Source organism: Pseudomonas sp. R2-60-08W, assembly GCF_003852335.1.
GTDB lineage: Bacteria > Pseudomonadota > Gammaproteobacteria > Pseudomonadales > Pseudomonadaceae > Aquipseudomonas.
In genome coordinates this window covers 2,180,940-2,198,343 of sequence record NZ_CP027731.1, presented here as the reverse complement: position 1 = coordinate 2,198,343, position 17,404 = coordinate 2,180,940, and the positions used below count along the sequence as shown (strand labels likewise).

Below are 17,404 nucleotides of genomic sequence, written 5' to 3'. Positions count from 1 at the left end.
TCGGCCGCCTCATACCTTCATCCTTCCGTCAACCCAAGGGACGCCCACCCTTGCGGTAGGAGGTCCCGCTGTTGCAAGGAGACCTCCATGTCATTGTTCTTCAAAGGCAGCGATCTGAAGCCGGTGCTGGTAGAGGCCATCGCCAATCAATGCTGCATCATTTTGGTCAAGGACCAAGGTGTCTACTGGCTCGCCGAGCGGGGCGAGCGCCAAGCCGATGGACGCCAAAAAGTGATTGCCTACGCGGTCGGCTGCAATCCCGATATCGACGCGTTCGACGACTGGTGGGCGTTGGCCCGCAACGAGCTCGGCGGCGACGATTTCGGGGAATATTTCGACCCTCAGTGGGGGGCGTTCACACGCATCCTCAACGGTGAGGACGATCTTGAACTGACCGCAACAGCGACCCGCCTGATGCTGTGGTCCGTCACGCCCTAATCGGACAACCGATTGTCCCTCCAGACCTTGAGCCCCTGCCTGACGGGGGGCGCTGCGGTTCAGCCAGGCACCGCGCCCGTTTTCGTCCTACTCCTAGGGTGCCGAATGGAGTCATCACCCTATTCTCTTGCCCCATTCCCGTGCGCCCCGTCAGACGATGTTGCGTCCTGGCCACCGCCACGCCCGCAGGATGATAGCTGTGGCGAGCCAGGTGACCGGCCGCTGACACGCATCGGCGCGGATTCGCGGTTGGCGTCGGTGTGGTCCTACGGCAACTTTTCCATGCGCTGCCGTGTGGAAAACCTGCACTTCCAGATGCCGCCAGGGGTATCGGCTCTTCGAGCATGTCTACCGGGCGCGTATTTGGCGTTGGCCGGTATTTCGCCCCCCAAACTCCACCGTTTCGTTAGATGCTACCCGCGACGGCTGCTGGCACACGCCTCGTTTATTTCATTGTCAGCATGGCCGCCCAAACTAGGAATTGATTGATGACTTCACTTTTCATGCAAGGTATTGATCATGCGAAAACTACCTACTCCGTTAATCAAAGCCTATTACCACCCGATTGAAGCGGCGATCCGCTGGAGCAACCTGCACCGCTTCGAACCCTTGATCCTGGCCCAACTCGGTAACCGTCTGCGCCCGACCCAGGACGACTTTCCACGCTGGCCAACCCTGTATTTGAATAGCGAGCGGCTTTATTGCGGGCTGCACAACGGTGATCTGCCCTTCGGCAAACACGGCGTCATTTGCCGGGACGTGAGCCTACTCGATGACCCGGGCCTGTGCGTATGCGAGGTGCATCTGAAGGCGTGGATGCAGCAAAACTACCCGGAAGAAAAACCGCGTTTCCTGTATGGCCCGGCCGAACGCCGTGGCCTGAGTTGGGCGGCATTGCAGGAGATGTCCGCTAATCACACGGCACTGAAAGTGCAGCTCGACATGTGCGCTGATAAAACCGCGCAGTTGAAGGAACGCAATACCCTGCTCAAACGTAGTTTAGCCGAGATCCGGCGCTTGCCGCCGCCCGGCGAGGAACTCAGTGATCGCGGCCGCTCCGCACTGTTGAACATCATCGACGGCCTGCTGACGGCGCTGCGCGGCAGCTCGCCCGGTGGCCAGCGTTACAGCCAGTTCGACAGTGACGCGGCGATCATCCAGACAGTCATGACCTACCACGGCGGGCGGGTGAGTATTACCGAGCGCACGATGCAAAAGCATTTCGCGGCCGCTCGCCGCAGCTTGGCCGCTTGAGCCTGCTGGCCGGTGCCGCACTTGCGGTGGGACGCGCCGTAGTTGCGGTAGCCGTCGGCTGAGGCAGGCTATTGAATACCGATCACCCTATACAAGCCTTCCGGAGTGATCACCATGACTGATAACACCTCCATAGCCTCCCACGCCGAGCGCCGGGTACTGCGCCGGGTGGATGTCGAGCATAAAACCGGCCTCAAGCGCGCTCACTTGTACGCTCTGATGCGTACCGGGCGCTTCCCTAAAAGCATTCCACTGGGCATCCGTGCGGTGGGCTGGGATTCGCTGGAGGTTGAACAGTGGATCGCCGAACGCCGCGCCGAGCGCAACTGAGGGGAGATGACCATGCGTGTTGTGTCCCTGATTTCCACCAAAGGCGGTGTCGGCAAGACCACCACGGCGGCTAATCTCGGCGGCTTTGTCGCCGACGCCGGCTTGCGCGTGTTGCTGCTGGATCTGGATGTGCAGCCGACCCTGTCCAGCTACTTTGCCCTGACTCGCCAAGCATGTGCCGGCGCTTATGAGTTGCTGGCCTTGAACGAGCATGACCTGCAGCGGTTGGTGTCGCGCACAGCATTCCCGGCCTGGATCTGATCCTCTCCAACGACGAATTGGGGCAGCTCGGCACCTTGCTGTTGCATGCCCCCGATGGGCGCTTGCGGTTGCGCAACCTGTTGCCGACTTTTGAAGCGTATTACGATCTGCTGCTGATCGACACCCAGGGCGCGCGCAGTGTGCTGCTGGAGATGGCGGTGCTGGCGGCAGACCTGGCGCTGTCGTCGGTGACCCCGGAGATCCTCGCAGCGCGCGCACTGCGCCGGGGCACCTTGCAGTTGCTGGACGATATTGCGCCCTACCGTCACTTGGGCATCCAGCCGCCGCCGCTGCGGTTGTTGATCAACCGTGTGCACCCGGTCTCGGCCGATGCGCGGCAAATTCAACGGGCACTGCGCCAGGTGTTCGGCCATAGCGGCGGGGTCCAGGTGCTGCACACGGCGGTGCCGGCGATTGATGCCTATCCGCGCGCCGCTACCCAGCAGTGGCCGGTGCATCGGGTCGAATACCGTAAGCCGTCAGGCCGCGCTGCCCCCGCTGCTTTGGAAACAATGCGCGCATTGGCGGGTGAACTGTTCCCGGCCTGGATGGAGCGTTTCGCCACGGTCACTGGTCGTGGAGGACGCCCGCATGGACATTAATCGTTTGCCGCGCCGCCTGCGCCGCTTGATCTGATGGCGCTGCGCGAGGGCTGGTGGGTGCGGATCAGCCCCGACCTGCAACTGACCTTGCGCAAGCCCGGCCTCCCGCCGATCCACACCGGCACCGGCGCTCATTGGCAATGGCGCTCAGAGCGAGTTTCAGGCGCTTGCCTTCCATGAAATGCTGGGCATCAGCGAAATCCGCATCTTCGATATTGATCGCGATGCCTCACTCAAGCTGCTGCGTAACCTGGCGGCTTTCCCGACGATCAACGTGATTCACGTCGACTCCATACAGGAGGCGGTCAAGGGCGCGCACATTGTCACCACCGTGACCGCCGACAAGGCCTACGCAACGATCCTGACGCCCGAGATGATCGAGCCCGGCATGCATATCAATGCCGTCGGCGGCGACTGCCCGGGCAAGACCGAACTGCACGCCGACATCCTGCGCAACGCCCGGGTCATCGTGGAATTTGAACCTCAAACGCGGATTGAAGGTGATATTCAGCAACTGGAGGCTGACTCGCCCGTCGTCGAGTTTTTCCAAATCGTGCAAGGCGACGTCCAGGGACGCGAGAACGATGAACAGGTGACGGTCTTCGATTCCGTGGGCTTTGCCCTTGAGGATTTCTCGTCGCTTCGCTACCTGCAGGCGATGGCGCACGAACATCAGGTCGGTCGGCACATCCACCTGGTCCCCACGCCTGAAAATATAAAGAACCTGTTCCAGATGCCGGATCAGCAGCCGGCCAAAGCCGCCCATCTGCGCACGGCCAGTTGACCTGCGAGTGACGCCCCCGGCATTTGAACTGGGGGCCGTCACTGTCCACATAAAACAACACCGTCACCCGCCATTGCCTCCTGACAATGGCGCTGGATATCCACTTTTCTGCCAAAACTCAAAAACATAAGATCAAGAGGTTTTGAAATGAAATCGAATTCATCAGAGCGGGCTGAGCAGCCTGCGCTGCAGCGCACGCTCAGCAATCGTCACATCCAGTTAATGGCCATGGGCGGCGCCATTGGCACGGGCTTGTTCATGAGCTCCGGAAAGATCATCGCCCTCTCCGGCACCTCGATCATCCTTATCTACATGATCATTGGCCTGTTCGTTTACTTCGTCATGCGTGCCATGGGCGAAATGCTGCTTTCCAACTTGAATTTCAAGACCTTTGCGGATTTCGCCGGCGCCTACCTGGGGCCCCGCGCCGCATTTTTTCTCGGCTGGTCGTATTGGCTGAGCTGGAGCGTTGCGGTGATCGGCGATGCCGTCGTGGTGGGAGGCTTTTTCCAGTACTGGTTCCCCCACCTGCCCGCCTGGATACCGGCTATCGGGATGCTCGCGACACTGTTCGCCCTGAACGTGCTGACGGTCAGGCTTTTCGGTGAAGTCGAATTCTGGTTCGCGATCATCAAGATCATCGCCGTGGTGACGCTTATCGGCGTGAGCATCGTGCTGATTGCCAGCTCGTTCGTATCCCCCAGTGGCGTTACCGCGTCCCTGGGCCACCTGGTGGATAAGCAGGCTGCATTCCCTCATGGCGTGCTGGGTTTCTTTGCCGGCTTCCAGATGGCGATATTTTCCTTTGCCCGCACCGAACTGATCGGCACCGCTGCGGCAGAAACCCGGTCTCCGGAGCGGACCCTACCCAAGGCAATCAACTCGATTCCGCTATGAATCATCCTGTTCTACGTGTTGGCATTGGGCTGCATTATTGCCGTGACGTCCTGGCAACAGGTGTCACCTGTAAAAAGTCCTTTTGTCGAACTTTTCCTCGTCGCCGGCTTTCCCGCAGCAGCCGGCATCGTTAACTTCGTGGTCCTGACATCCGCCGCGTCATCGGCCAACAGTGGCTTATTCTCCTCCAGCCGTATGCTGTTCGGGCTGGCGAATCAGGACAACGCCCCGGGTATTTTTCGGCGACTGTCGGGCAACAGTGTGCCGCTGCTGAGCCTGGCCTTCACCACCCTGTTGATGCTGGCGGGTGTACTCGTGCTGTTCATCGTTCCGGAAGTCATGACGGCATTCACCATCGTTTCCACCGTGTCAGCGATTCTGGTGATCTTCACGTGGTCGACCATCCTCGCGTCCCACATTGCCTATCGCAAAAAGCATCCTGAGCTTCACGCCAAGTCGTCTTACAAGATGCCGGGCGGCGTCCCGATGGCATGGTTCTCACTGGCTTTTTTGGGCTTCGTTCTGTGCCTGCTGGCACTAAGACCTGACACCCGCGTTGCCTTGATGGTCATGCCGGGGTGGTTCATATGGCTGGCAATTGCTTATCAGCTGACACGTAGCAGGAAGCCAAAAACCGCAGTTGAATCGGCAAGTCAATTCGGTTGAGCTGCTAACGAGGCCTCTGCGCCAATCCTGAACAGCACCCGCCGAACTGACAATGCAGATAAGCCTGCTTGCCCAGCATTGCGGTGTGTCGGTCAATAGATAGACTGAGCGACACACCGCAATCCCGAACACTCCTGGCCGCATCAAGCAAGGGAATACAACCCAGCGGTAGAAGGACCCATCCGAAAGTTGATGCACAAGGAATCGTAAAGGGCTGTGCCAGCGGTGTACTTGAATACGTACTTGAAAACCGTGGCTGGAGATGGATTTCAGTGGAATTCGGAAAACGAAAAAAGCGGCTCACGGATGCTATTTCCGTGGTACCGCACCTGAAAAAAGAGCAAAAAAAGCGACCTGTTAAGGTCGCTTTCTTTCGCTTCAAGGAGTTCAAGGGCCTCGAAGCTAAATATGGCGCAGCGGACGGGACCATTACTCACCCTCCAAATTCTTGAAAGTCTTAGGGTTTCAGAATGTAACAGTTTCTTTATGGCCTGAATTGTGTACTCATTAGCTGTCACTGTAAACAGTTCCCCTTAACCAACGCTGTCTCAGTATCGGAAGGGTTCGACAAGGTAATCCAAGAAGCAGCGCACCCGAGCTGGAACATGCGCTCCATGTGAGTCCAGATGAAAGTCGTTCCAACTTCCAGATCGCTCTTACAGGTCCGATGTTTGATGCGCAACATCCCGGTGCCTCGAAGATGTCTCCTGTTGAACTTCAGCGGCGAGCGACATCGATGCAGCTAATTTGGCGATCCACGTCAGGCACTGCTGCAGCAACGCCGACTCATCCCCTGCCCTGTAACTGACAATAATCGGCGAAGTCGCCAAAGGTTCCAACAAGGGCGAGTAGCCAATATCGTCGCGGTGCAAACGCTGCACCGAAGCCGGTACCAGGGAAATGCCAATACCCGCCGCTACTAGCCCGATGGCGGTCTGCAGTTCATTGGTCATTTGCGCCACACGGACCTTCAAGTCATGCCGGGCAGATAGCCGCAGCACATGATCGGCATAGCTGGGGCGAATATTGCCAGGATAGAGTACAAAGGGTTCGAGGGCCAATTGCTCCATGCTTACCGTCGCGCCCAGCAAGTGGTGCCCGGCGGGCAGCGCCACGACCAGGGGATCCTGATGTATAACTTTTTTGCACCACGGCGGCGTCGATGTGGATGCGCCCGAAACCGATATCGATACGCCCACTTTTCAGGGCTTCGACCTGCTGCAACATGACCATTTCCGACAGGCCCAGCTCGATACCGCCATCGCTGCGCAGGCGTCGGATAAGCTCAGGTAGCGCGCCGTACAGCGTCGACGGCGCGAATCCGATCCCCAACCAGCGCCGTTGCCCCTGAGCAATACGCCGGGTGTCATCGCAGACCCGCTCCAGCTTCTATTTCAGACTGCCCCTAGGGCACGTTACCCACGATTGGCGATTTCACGACCAATAACGATCATTAACAACAGTCCACCAGCTATGCCAAGCGTCAAAGGCGCCCCCAGGTGGGCCGCAATTAGTCCCGCAAACAGCCCCCCAATGGCCTCGAAACCGAAACGCAATGCGATGTAAAACGCAATGACTCGTCCGCGAAGTGCGCTGGGCGCGCCACTTTGCAGTTGCATATTACTGCTCACATTACTCACGGTGATCCCAAACCCGAGGACTGCCAAACACACTAACGCCAGCAGTAGATGGCCAGGCACAGCCAGCCCAAGCAAGCCCATTGCGCATAACACCGCTCCAGCCAATATAAAATGCTGCAACCTCGACGCTGAACCGCTTACCGCTAACACGACGGTCGCCAGGAAAGCGCCGGCACCTGCAGCGCCCCATAGCCACCCAAGCGTGCGAGCATCCCCCTCATAAACTGTCTTGGCTAAAATGGGCAGCAACGCGGTATAGCAGGACGCGAGGAGGTTGATAATCACGACACTGACCATCAACCGCCGAACTTCAAGCGTTCTCCAGAGATAACGCACCCCTTCTCGAAACACTTCACCTGTTGAGCCACTGGCTCTTGGGCTTGGCGTCACGCGCACTTTCATGAGCCCGATCAGCAGACACAGAAACGCCAGGGCAGTCAGTAAAAAGCAGCCTGCCTCCCCCGCCAAGGCAATCAAGGCACCGGCCAAGGGTGGCCCGACAAAGCGAGCCGCATTGATTAACATGGCGTTAAGTACGAGGGCATTGGGCAGGTCGGCCGGATCAGGAACAAAGCTTGTGATCAACGCCTGACGGAGCGGAGTCTCCACGGCATTGAGCAATCCGAGCAGCAAAGCCATGAGCGCAATAGTCAGGCCGTTCATCCATTGCCCATAGGCGAGAATCGCCAGTGCCAAGGACTGTAGAGCGAGGACGGTCTGCACGATAATCAGCAGGCGACGCTTGTCGTGCCTATCCGTCCAGGCGCCTGCCAAAGGGCCAATCAGCAGCTGTGGCGCCAGACTGAGGAAGGTAATAGCGCCGAGCAGCACCGCCGAGCCTGTCAGGTGATAGGTCAACCACGACAACGCGACTTGTTGAACCCACTTGCCTAGGGTGGAAACGGCTTGCCCTGCAAAATAGATTTGAAAATTGCGATGTGCCAGCGCCCTCACGGATGCAGGCCACTGACTACGGTGCGTGGTGTGGGGGTCAGGCAAGTCATTGCTCCTGATTGACAAGTAACAGTAATGCCCGCCCCGCACGCATCAATGGCAGATTACGGCAGCAGGCAACCTTTTTTCTTCAGCGATTCCAGTACCCAGGTACGGTCGTTGGTGCCTATAGCAATCTGCTCCATCTGCTTGCTCTCGGCGGCATGCTTGGCAGCCGCCCACTCATAGACTTCGCCGACTTGATCGAATGGCACACACAAGAGGCCGTCATCATCGCCAATAATCAGATCGCCGGGCTCAATCACCATACCATCGATCGCAATGGGCACGTTGATCTCACCCGGACCATCCTTGTAAGGGCCGCGATGTGAAATGCCTGCCGCGAACAAGGGAAAATCATCCGCGCCGATGACTGCCGAATCTCGAATCGCGCCATTGATAACGATACCCGCGACACCGCGCTTGATGGCGTAAGCAACCATCATTTCGCCGATCAAGGCATTGGATAGATCGCCCCCAGCATCGACGACCACCACATCACCCGGCTCCGCTATATCCAGTGCGTAATGCAGCATGAGGTTGTCGCCCGGACGGGCTTTGACCGTGAGCGCCGGGCCAGCCAGCACACCGGCACGATGCATAGGACGAAGCTTGGCGCCACCGGCGGTCATGCGGTTCATTGAGTCGCTGACATTCGCCACTGGAACTTCCCGGTAACGTGCGACCCACTCGGCATCGACCTTGCGCGCACGTTCCAAAACCCTGAATCCAATGCTCATGCGACCTACCTCTATTGACGTTGTTTTATTGAATTTATTCGCAGTCGTTGGCCAAGCAGCCAAACCTTAATTTCAGAATTACATTTCATTTATTCAAAATCAACATCAAATTCGCACCAGCAATCTGCACATCTTCGTATTTTCATCATCAATATTGCAACGTCATTTCATTATGGTAGTGTTGACTCACTGCAATGCATCATTTTCGACCGTCAGCCACAACCATAAAAACAAGGTACCTGTCATGACCCGAACCATCCTGCTTACCGGGCCCGAACTCGCCACTGACGCCATGAACCTGGCCGCGAGCCAAGGCGTCAGGGTAATCCCCACAACACCCTACCTTTCTTCTGAAGAGCTGGAAGCGATAATCCGTGCGGAGCAACCCGATGCAATCATTGTCCGCCAAGGGCAATTGACCCGCGCCATGATTGAGGCGTCCTCCAACCTCAAATCTATTGCTAAGCACGGCGTGGGTTACAACACCATTGATATTCAGGCGGCCGCAGACCATCGCATTCCGGTCAGCATCGCTGCCGGCGCCAACGCGCAGTCCGTGGCCGAACTCGCCTTCGCGCTGATGTTCAGCGTGGCGCGCCAGACCGCATTGCTGGACGCACGCATGCGCGACGGTCACTGGGATAAGTCCTCGGCGAACGGCATTGAATTGTTTGGCAAGACGCTCGGACTGGTTGGCTTGGGCTCGATTGGCAGCATCCTGATGGACCTGGTTGCCCCTTTGAACATGAAGGTAAAGGTCTACGACCCCTACTTGAAGCAACTACCGCAACGCGCTCACGTGGAGCGCGAGGACGATTTCGATCGACTCCTGGCCGAGAGCGATATCATCAGCCTGCATTGCCCTCTGACCGACTCCAGCCACAATCTGATCGGGGCTGCACAGCTGGCGCGCATGCGCCCGGGCAGCATCCTGATCAACACCGCCCGGGGCGAGTTGATTGATACCGGGGCACTGGTCAAGGCATTGAGCGAACGCAAGATAGCCGGCGCCGGCCTGGACACCTTCAATCCGGAGCCGCCCCCTGCCGACAGCCCACTCTGGGGCCTGCCGACACTCGTGGCCACGCCACACGTCGGCGCAAATACCTCCGAGGCACGCGACCGCGTAGGCCTCGTTGCGCTTCAACAGATTTTCGATGTGTGGGCGGGCAAGGCTCTGGATCCTCGCTGCGTTGTCAACCGACACCTATTCGATGTCTGTTCAGCTGTGGAGTGATCCCCACTGTCTTCCCTGAAAAACGGGAACCTCAAAATGAAACGCGACACTCCAGAAAAAATAACAATCGGAGAGCCTCATGACTACAGCAACGTCCCCCATAAGCGAGCTAGAGCGCAGTACGATGCACAGGGTCGCCTGGCGAATCCTGCCCTTCCTGATCATCTGCTATTTGATCGCGATCATAGACCGCGGCAATATCGGCATGGCTTCGCTGCAGATGAACGGAGACCTGGGCCTGACGGCGAAAGTTTTTGGTTTCGCGAGCAGCTTGTTCTTCGTTGCTTATTTCCTCCTCGAAGTACCCAGTAACCTGGCCATGCAAAAATATGGCGCGCGTATCTGGATCGCCAGGATCATGATCACGTGGGGGCTCATCTCTGCGGGTACAGCGTTCGTGCAGGGCGCCCATTCGCTGTATGTGATGCGATTTCTGCTCGGCGCCGCCGAGGCGGGCTTCTTCCCTGGCGTACTTCTTTACCTCACCTACTGGCTGCCCTCCGCTTATCGTGCACGGATGGTCGCGATCTTCATGGTGGCTATTCCTGCGGCCAACTTCATTGGCTCGCCACTGTCCGGCCTTTTGCTCAGCCTGGATGGCTGGATGGGGATGCGCGAGTGGCACTGGCTATTCATTCTAGAAGGCATACCCGCTGTATTGCTGGGACTTGCCTGCCTGTTTGTGCTGACGGATCGCCCCGAGCAAGCCAAGTGGCTCACTGATGAACAGCGTAGCTGGTTGGCTAAACGCCTGGCTGAAGAAGCCTCGAAAAAAACTGCAATCGGGCATATCTCCTTGTGGAAGCTGCTGCGCCATAAAGACATCTGGGTGCTCGCACTGATTTACTCGGGCGCGTCCGCCGCTGGCAGCACCATGAGCGTATGGGCCCCTCAGCTGCTCAAGACCTTCGGGTTGAGTTCCCTGGAGATTGGCCTGGTGAACGCCATTCCCTATGGCATCGCCTCGGTACTCATGATCTTTTGGGGACGCAGTTCCGATCGCACCGGGGAACGTCGCTGGCACACGGCAACGACCTTGTTGCTGATCGCGGCTGGGTTGCTCATGACGCTGTTCACCTCCTCGCTGATCGCGACCGTCATTATGCTCACCATGGTTCTGGTCGGGGCATACTCAATGAAAGGCCCATTCTGGGCACTGGTTTCCGGCTGGCTGTCATCCTCCACCGCCGCCGCAGGGCTCGCGGCAGTCGGCGCGATGGCCAACCTGATCGGTGGCGGCCTGATGGTGAATGCCTACGGTGCGATCCACGATGCAACCGGCAGTTATGCCCTGGCGCTCATGCCGCTGGCAGCCCTCTGCACATTGGCCGGAGTCATGGTTTTGGTGGTCGGTCGCAAGCGTCAGCGCGAACAAGCCGAGCTGGGCGCGTCCATGATCGCCAAGTAGATACTTCTTAATCAAGGCTACGATGCCAGCGCTTCCCTATCGGAGCGTTGGTATCGCGATGTAAAAATAATAACAAGAGGTTTTGCGATGCTTCTATCTCGTCGCCGCTTTCTGCAAGCAGGCAGTGCACTGGGCGCTGCTGCGTCCATGGGCGCTTTTGCAAACGTTCCTTTCAGCCAAGGGGATGAAAGGCCGAAGCTTACGCCACCGGCCGGCAGCGTGGATTGCCACATGCACCTGTATGACGGCCACTATCCCACTGCACCCAATGCAACCTTGTTCCCGCCCGATGCTTCACTGGAAGATTATCGTCAACTGCAAAAACGCCTGGGCATGAAAAGGATGGTTATCGTAACGCCATCCACGTATGGCACCGACAACCGCATTTTGCTCGATGGGTTGCTTCGCAGCCGCGGCGATGCACGCGGGGTCGCGGTTGTCGATGGCTCAATCACCGACAGGGAGTTGGCGCGCCTGGACAGCGCCGGCGTGCGCGGCATACGGTTTAATCTTAGTGTTGGCGGTGCGGCACTTAATGACCTGGAATCGCTTGCCTTGCGCGTGAATGAACTGGGCTGGAACGTTCAGATTGCACCCGGCCCGCTTCTGGTCGATCTGGAGCCCCGATTGGCGAAGCTTGCGGCAAAGGTGGTCATCGATCACATGGGACATGTGCCACAACCGGATGGACTGAACTCTGCCGCCTTCGCCTCGATCACCCGGCTGCTGAATAATGAAAAAACCTGGGTCAAACTGTCCGCCCCTTACTTGCGTTCAAAGACAGGGGCGCCGAGGTATGAAGACGTCAGCAAGGTAGCCAGCGCGCTGATCAAGCATAACGCCGAACGTATGCTGTGGGGGAGCGACTGGCCCCACCCGACACTTGCAATAGACCAGAAACCTGATGACGCTAATATCCTGGATCTGTTGGCGTTCTGGGCTCCGGACGCAGGTACACGCGAATTGATTCTGCGCGACAACCCCACCTCACTTTACGGCTTCTGACTCCACTCCGGCGGTTTGGCCGTCCGCCGGCTTTAGCCCCAGGCTGCGCATCAGGTCGCGCGCAGCCTCGAAGAAAATGTCCTTCAAGTTATCGGCGCACTCCTCTGTCAGTCGGCTGGCAGGCCCTGATATGACGAGCGCGCCCATCAACTCTTGCTGCCCCCCGTAGATCGGCAGCGCGATAGAGGACGCATGCGGATCCGTCGCACCGCGAGAATAGTAAGGCTTTTCCAGTGCAATGCCGACATGAAAAGGTGCCCGCAACGCCTGGGCTCCAGCTGCCTCGTCCATGGGACGCATATCGCCAGGCTGCATATTGAGTCGCAGGCGATGTGAAGAATTCACGCGGTACTGACACATCCGATAGGCGCCATGGCGAACATAGAAAGAAACGGTCTCACCCGTTTGACCGGAGAGGTGCAGCAGTCGCGGCATCACATGACGCTCAAGATCAAGCGACTCCTGATACACCGCGTTAAGCCTCATGACCTCGCTGGCCAACTGATAACGCCCGTCGGTCATCCGCGTGATGTAGCCTTGGTTTTCAAGCGAAACCATCAAGCGCATGATCGTGCTCTTGATGAGCCCCGTTCGTGCCACCAGCTCAACCAGACTCAACGCAGAATCGCCGATTCGAAATGCAGACAGAACGGTCAAGACTCGGTCAGCCGAAGCCACACCGTTCACCGCTGGACGCGGCCGCGCCTTTACCATCGAATATACCTCTATTGCTGGGCCCGTCTGAAAAACTGTCAGGGCAGGAAAATCCATTATCTTACAACGATAGTCTCCTCGCCATCCCCGTGACTATTGCGTAGCCAAGGGTGGGTTTGGTCGTACTGGAATAGTCGTTTGGGGAGAACACCCTGCTGCTGATCACCGCACTTCTGCGGGGCCTTCCGCTGACCACAGAGGGATTTTCCAGCCTTTGAACGCTGTGTAAATACCTATGCCGTGATGCGTGGGCCAGGTTGATCTTCGTCATCGGTGCGATGGTGAAGCGTCGCGGACGCATGACCGAGCGTTTAGTTGGAATACCGCCGTCAGTTGCCCTCCCCCAGGTACACCTCGCCAGCCGTTCCACTGAACAACCTGTCCTTCTGGTCGTCAGTGAAGTCGAAAACCACTCGCTTAAAGGCATTCCACAACACAAGGTAGCTGAACATCCCTTTATCCACCGGAAAATTGCTTTCGAACATGCAGCGCTCGACACCGAACGTTTCGATCGCATGCATCAGGTAGGGTCTCCAGAGTTGGGCAAGCTCAGAGGAGCCAGGAGGATCAAGCTGCGCATCCAGATCGAAACCTGCCACTCTCATGCCCAGACCGCCGAGTTTCATCCTTATGTTCGGATACCGCGCCAGCCGCACCAGCATAGAAGCCCAATGAACAAAGACCTCATCCCGTCTTCCAGCATAGGGGCCCGCGCCCAACGGCCCGCCCAAGTGATCCACAACAATGATGAGTTCAGGGAAAGCCTTCGCCAACTCTACGACCTCGTCCAACTGAGTGTGATAAGCCCATACATCGAGGCTGAGACCGTGTCGCGCCAAATGAGCGGCTCCCCGCCGAAACGCCGGCACTTGCAGCAAGCCGGGAGGCGCAGGTTTCGGGTTCGATACAAGCCGCTGATCAGCATGCCAGGCGGTGGTATTGCGTATACCCCGGAATCGATTTCCTGCTCTGTGCCGCATCAGCTCCAGGACTGGCGCGACATCATCACCCAATAAAAGATTTGCACCGCCGACAATGGCTGCACACATGCGTAAATCCCCCATCAGCCCACTCGCACTGTGCGCCGCAACGCCATTGGCGTACTCGACCTCACCCAAAGTCTGAACAGGTTCAGCGTCATCGACGGACAGCATCGAACGACACTGAATGTAAACCGACGCAACCACTCGATGTCCGCCGGTTACATCGGCCAAATAGTCTTCGGCCAAGTATCGCTGCCCAGGTCGTTCCCACAAATGATGGTGCGCATCGACAATAGAACGAGCAGGGTCGAGGATAGGTTCTTGCACCCGCGCAAGCCAATCCGGTCGTACAGGTGCATGGGGAGATTGCATGATCACTCCAGGACTGGACGTTTAGAATAACGGCAGTGTGTAGTTGACGATCAGGCGATTCTGATCACCATTACGCGCGGCCTCGCTGCGCGCCATACCGTTGCGCCAGGCGAACCCGACCCCTTTGAAGGTGCCCGTCTGTACAACATAGTCCAGCGACACGTCTCGCTCCCACTCTGACTGCTCCGCTCCACTTCCGGTTTGAATATGGTCCCCCTTGAGGTACATCACAGAGGCTTTAAGTCCTGGAACACCAGCAGCCGCAAAGTCGTAAGCGTATTGCGCAAATCCGGTGCGCTCACCCGCACGCGTAAAACTGAGCAGCATTTTGTCGGTCCACAGATACAGGCTGCTGCCTCCCGCGCCTTTATCGATGGAACCCTGGTTTATCTGAACGAAATTGCTGTTATCGGATACATCCTGATAGCCCAGCGTTACAGCGTGGCCACCCAGGCGATAGGTGAGTGCCGCGCTCCACAAACTGTTATCAACCTCGCCGTCCCCATCCGCCGTGTAGCCACTGGTCACGTAGCCTTGAGAGCGGCCGGCAGCGGTGCCATTGGCCCCGTCGGAGCGAGTACGGAAATAGCGCAGGTCAGTGGCCAGGGAACCCACATCGCCAAGACTCCAACTGTGGTTGAGCCCCAGAAAATTCTGCGTGTAATAGTCCTCGAGCTGCCCGGTGTAGTACTGGAGCGTGAGCGATTTATCAACGCGATAATCGACCCCGGCGAAGTAAAAACGGTTGCTTTGCTGGGTACCCCCACTCACAGCCAGCCCGGTGCGGTCAGTAGGGGCTCGCCCCGTTGCACGATCCAGCGCGCCACCCATCAATGTGAAGTCCTTGAGCTCCCTGGACTGTATCTGTACGCCCTGGAACGTTTGCGGCAACAGACGGCCGTCCGACGCCACAAGGACCGGAATCTTTGGCATCAACTGACCATACCGAAGCTCGGTTTCGCTCATTTTCAACTTGGCCGTCGCGCCAAACCGACTCCACTCATTTACAGCCCCGTCGCCATCGGACGGAATCATCGAACTGCCCGGATGACGCCCACGCCCGCTATCCAATGTAATGCCGAGCATACCCATGGCATCCACACCGAACCCTACAACGCCAGGTGTGTAACCGGAGCGATAGTCAAGCAGAAAGCCCTGGGCCCATTCCTCAATCATGGAAGGCTTGGCCGGTCCGTCCCGGTTGTCGCTGTTGAAGTAAAAGTTACGCATTGACATATCGGCGTGACTATCTCTAAGAAAGTCAGCATGTGCATGCACGCCAACAAGACCCCAACACAAGGCTACCGTCAGTCGAGAGAAGGTGATTACGGTTTTCAAGGCAAATGCTCCCAACGAGCGCCTGGTGGACGCCCGGAGTTAATTATTATGGCGTTATTGTTGATTAGCCCTGCATGCCCCAACGACGCACGGTGAGGACTTCGATACTGCGGAACACCAACCCTTCAACCACTAGGCCGATGACAATCACCATCAGTAAACCCGCGAATACGTTGGGGGTTTCCAATGCATTGCGATGCTGGAAAACATACCAGCCCAACCCGCCTGAATTGCCCGACACACCAAACACCAATTCCGCGGCAATCAGCGTACGCCAGGCAAACGCCCAACCAATCTTCAAGCCTGCAAGGATTGAAGGTACGGCCGCGGGAATCAGAATCCTGAGGACAAGGCCCAGACCACGCAGACCGTAATTTCGCCCAGCCATGCGCTGCGTTTGACTCACCGACTGAAACCCCGAATACGTATTGAGTGAGACGGCCCAGAGAACGGAGTGGACGATCACCAACATCAAGCTTTGAATCCCCAGGCCAAACCACAGCATGGCCAATGGAAGAATGGCGATGGCTGGCAAAGGGTTGAACATGGCCGTCAATGTCGCCAGCACGTCAGTACCCAGCCGAGTCGAGACCGCCAATGTGGTGAGCACAGCAGCCAGCGCAATAGCCAATGCGTAGCTGATCAACAGTACTTTGAGCGAACTGGCCACCGCCAAGGGCAACACCCCACTGGCCAAATCCTGCGCCATTGCGACAGCGGTCTCGCTGAATGTAGGAAACATGAGGGAATTACCCAGGTAGCGTGCATAGACCTCCCAAATCAACGCCAGCACCACCAATACCAGTGATCGTCGCACGCCAGCATTGGCGTAAAGACGCTCCACCAGCCCCAGGCGACGGGCAATATCACCGACCTGTCCGGTTCTGACAGGGGCATACTCGATATCTGGACGTGCTTGAATCACTTGCTTATTCATGAGCAGTCTCGCTGTGACCAAAGAGCATTCGATTGATACGCTGCTGAAATGCCCCGAAGGCTGGCGACCCCTGCTCGGCAAAGCCGAATGCACTTGCGTCGAGCTCGGCACGCACCTGTCCGGGATGCGGGGTCAGCACTAGAATCCGCGAACCCAGCACGATGGCCTCGTCAATGGAATGGGTAACGAACATCAGCGTGAAGGGCGCCTGCTCCCATAACGCCAAGAGTTCCTCCTGCATGCGCCGTCGAGTGAGCGCATCAAGCGCTGCAAACGGCTCGTCCATCAACAAGACGGCGGGCTCCATCGCCAGGGCTCGGGCAATAGCCACACGCTGCTTCATGCCTCCGGAGAGCTGATGCGGGTAGGCATCCTTGAATTTTTCAAGCCCCACCTTTATGGCTGCACGCGTGGCGCGCTCGACAATCTCATTGCGTGGAAAGCGGCCGGATACCCGAAGCGGGAACATGATGTTGTCAAGAACGGTCTTCCATGGCATCAGTTGATCGAACTCTTGAAACACCATCATCCGATCCGGACCGGGTTCGCGCACAACCTGTCCCTCCAGGCAGATCTGCCCGGCGGCGGGCTCGATGAACCCACCCACACTCTTGAGCAGGCTCGACTTACCGCAACCCGACGGTCCCAGCAGCACAAAACGATCATTGCGCTGCACATTAAAAGATACCCCATGAGTAGCCGTGATCAACTGTTCGCGCGTCTTGTACTGCAACGTTACGTTCTCGACGGTGAGCAGCGCGCGGGTCGCGACCTCAGGACGAGAAAGGGATGAGAGAGCCCCCAT

The 17,404-nt window shown here is 57.7% G+C and carries 13 protein-coding genes and 4 pseudogenes; 9 read left to right on the top strand and 8 right to left on the bottom strand.

Annotated elements, in window-relative coordinates; all coding sequences use genetic code 11:
* Positions 1-87: 87 nt before the first annotated feature.
* The 6 genes and pseudogenes from C4J90_RS10170 to C4J90_RS10145 all read left to right on the top strand — a co-directional run bounded on the left by C4J90_RS10170 (position 88) and on the right by C4J90_RS10145 (position 5,232).
* The gene (locus tag C4J90_RS10170) at positions 88-438 is read left to right on the top strand and encodes a DUF3085 domain-containing protein (RefSeq protein WP_124403743.1); all 351 of its coding nucleotides are present in this window, start codon (positions 88-90) and stop codon (positions 436-438) included.
* A gap of 519 nt (positions 439-957) precedes the next feature.
* Positions 958-1,692: a hypothetical protein gene (locus C4J90_RS10165; RefSeq protein WP_124403742.1), complete on the top strand. Its 735-nt coding sequence runs from the start codon at positions 958-960 to the stop codon at positions 1,690-1,692.
* 114 nt (positions 1,693-1,806) lie between these two features.
* Complete coding sequence (locus tag C4J90_RS10160; protein ID WP_124362248.1) at positions 1,807-2,022, top strand: AlpA family transcriptional regulator; 216 nt, start codon at positions 1,807-1,809, stop codon at positions 2,020-2,022.
* Positions 2,023-2,034: 12 nt separating this feature from the next.
* Positions 2,035-2,885, top strand: a pseudogene (locus C4J90_RS10155) (ParA family protein).
* Positions 2,886-2,976: 91 nt separating this feature from the next.
* Positions 2,977-3,669: pseudogene (locus C4J90_RS10150) on the top strand (ornithine cyclodeaminase); the annotation flags it as partial.
* Between the two features lie 147 nt (positions 3,670-3,816).
* Positions 3,817-5,232 (top strand): annotated as a pseudogene (locus tag C4J90_RS10145) (amino acid permease).
* 656 nt (positions 5,233-5,888) lie between these two features.
* Here C4J90_RS10145 and C4J90_RS10140 read toward each other — a convergent pair.
* The 3 genes and pseudogenes from C4J90_RS10140 to C4J90_RS10130 form a co-directional block, all read right to left on the bottom strand.
* Positions 5,889-6,621, bottom strand: a pseudogene (locus C4J90_RS10140) (LysR substrate-binding domain-containing protein); the annotation flags it as partial.
* A 26-nt stretch (positions 6,622-6,647) separates the two neighbouring features.
* Positions 6,648-7,871: an MFS transporter gene (locus C4J90_RS10135; protein WP_256657472.1), complete on the bottom strand. Its 1,224-nt coding sequence runs from the start codon at positions 7,869-7,871 to the stop codon at positions 6,648-6,650.
* Positions 7,872-7,930: 59 nt separating this feature from the next.
* Positions 7,931-8,605: an RraA family protein gene (locus C4J90_RS10130; RefSeq protein WP_124406849.1), complete on the bottom strand. Its 675-nt coding sequence runs from the start codon at positions 8,603-8,605 to the stop codon at positions 7,931-7,933.
* 244 nt (positions 8,606-8,849) lie between these two features.
* Here C4J90_RS10130 and C4J90_RS10125 point away from each other — a divergent pair, with 244 nt between their 5' ends.
* From C4J90_RS10125 to C4J90_RS10115, 3 genes are all read left to right on the top strand, one after another.
* Complete coding sequence (locus C4J90_RS10125; protein ID WP_124403739.1) at positions 8,850-9,842, top strand: hydroxyacid dehydrogenase; 993 nt, start codon at positions 8,850-8,852, stop codon at positions 9,840-9,842.
* A 79-nt stretch (positions 9,843-9,921) separates the two neighbouring features.
* Entirely contained in the window at positions 9,922-11,250 is a 1,329-nt protein-coding gene (locus C4J90_RS10120) for an MFS transporter (RefSeq protein WP_124403738.1), read from the top strand.
* Positions 11,251-11,337: 87 nt separating this feature from the next.
* The gene (locus tag C4J90_RS10115; protein WP_124403737.1) at positions 11,338-12,255 is read left to right on the top strand and encodes an amidohydrolase family protein; all 918 of its coding nucleotides are present in this window, start codon (positions 11,338-11,340) and stop codon (positions 12,253-12,255) included.
* Here C4J90_RS10115 and C4J90_RS10110 read toward each other — a convergent pair.
* From C4J90_RS10110 to C4J90_RS10090, 5 genes are all read right to left on the bottom strand, one after another.
* Positions 12,238-12,969, bottom strand: a complete 732-nt coding sequence (locus C4J90_RS10110) for an IclR family transcriptional regulator (RefSeq protein ID WP_124406848.1) — start codon at positions 12,967-12,969, stop codon at positions 12,238-12,240. The two genes, C4J90_RS10115 and C4J90_RS10110, sit on opposite strands and share 18 nt — an antisense overlap.
* A gap of 329 nt (positions 12,970-13,298) precedes the next feature.
* Entirely contained in the window at positions 13,299-14,324 is a 1,026-nt protein-coding gene (locus C4J90_RS10105) for an amidohydrolase (protein ID WP_124403736.1), read from the bottom strand.
* A 21-nt stretch (positions 14,325-14,345) separates the two neighbouring features.
* Positions 14,346-15,635 (bottom strand): OprD family porin, encoded by a 1,290-nt coding sequence (locus C4J90_RS10100; protein WP_372237496.1) that lies wholly within the window; start codon positions 15,633-15,635, stop codon positions 14,346-14,348.
* 91 nt (positions 15,636-15,726) lie between these two features.
* On the bottom strand, positions 15,727-16,599 hold the full coding sequence (locus tag C4J90_RS10095) for an ABC transporter permease (protein ID WP_124403734.1): 873 nt from the start codon (positions 16,597-16,599) through the stop codon (positions 15,727-15,729).
* Positions 16,592-17,404: an ABC transporter ATP-binding protein gene (locus C4J90_RS10090; RefSeq protein ID WP_124403733.1), complete on the bottom strand. Its 813-nt coding sequence runs from the start codon at positions 17,402-17,404 to the stop codon at positions 16,592-16,594. The genes C4J90_RS10095 and C4J90_RS10090 overlap by 8 nt, the downstream gene beginning before the upstream one ends.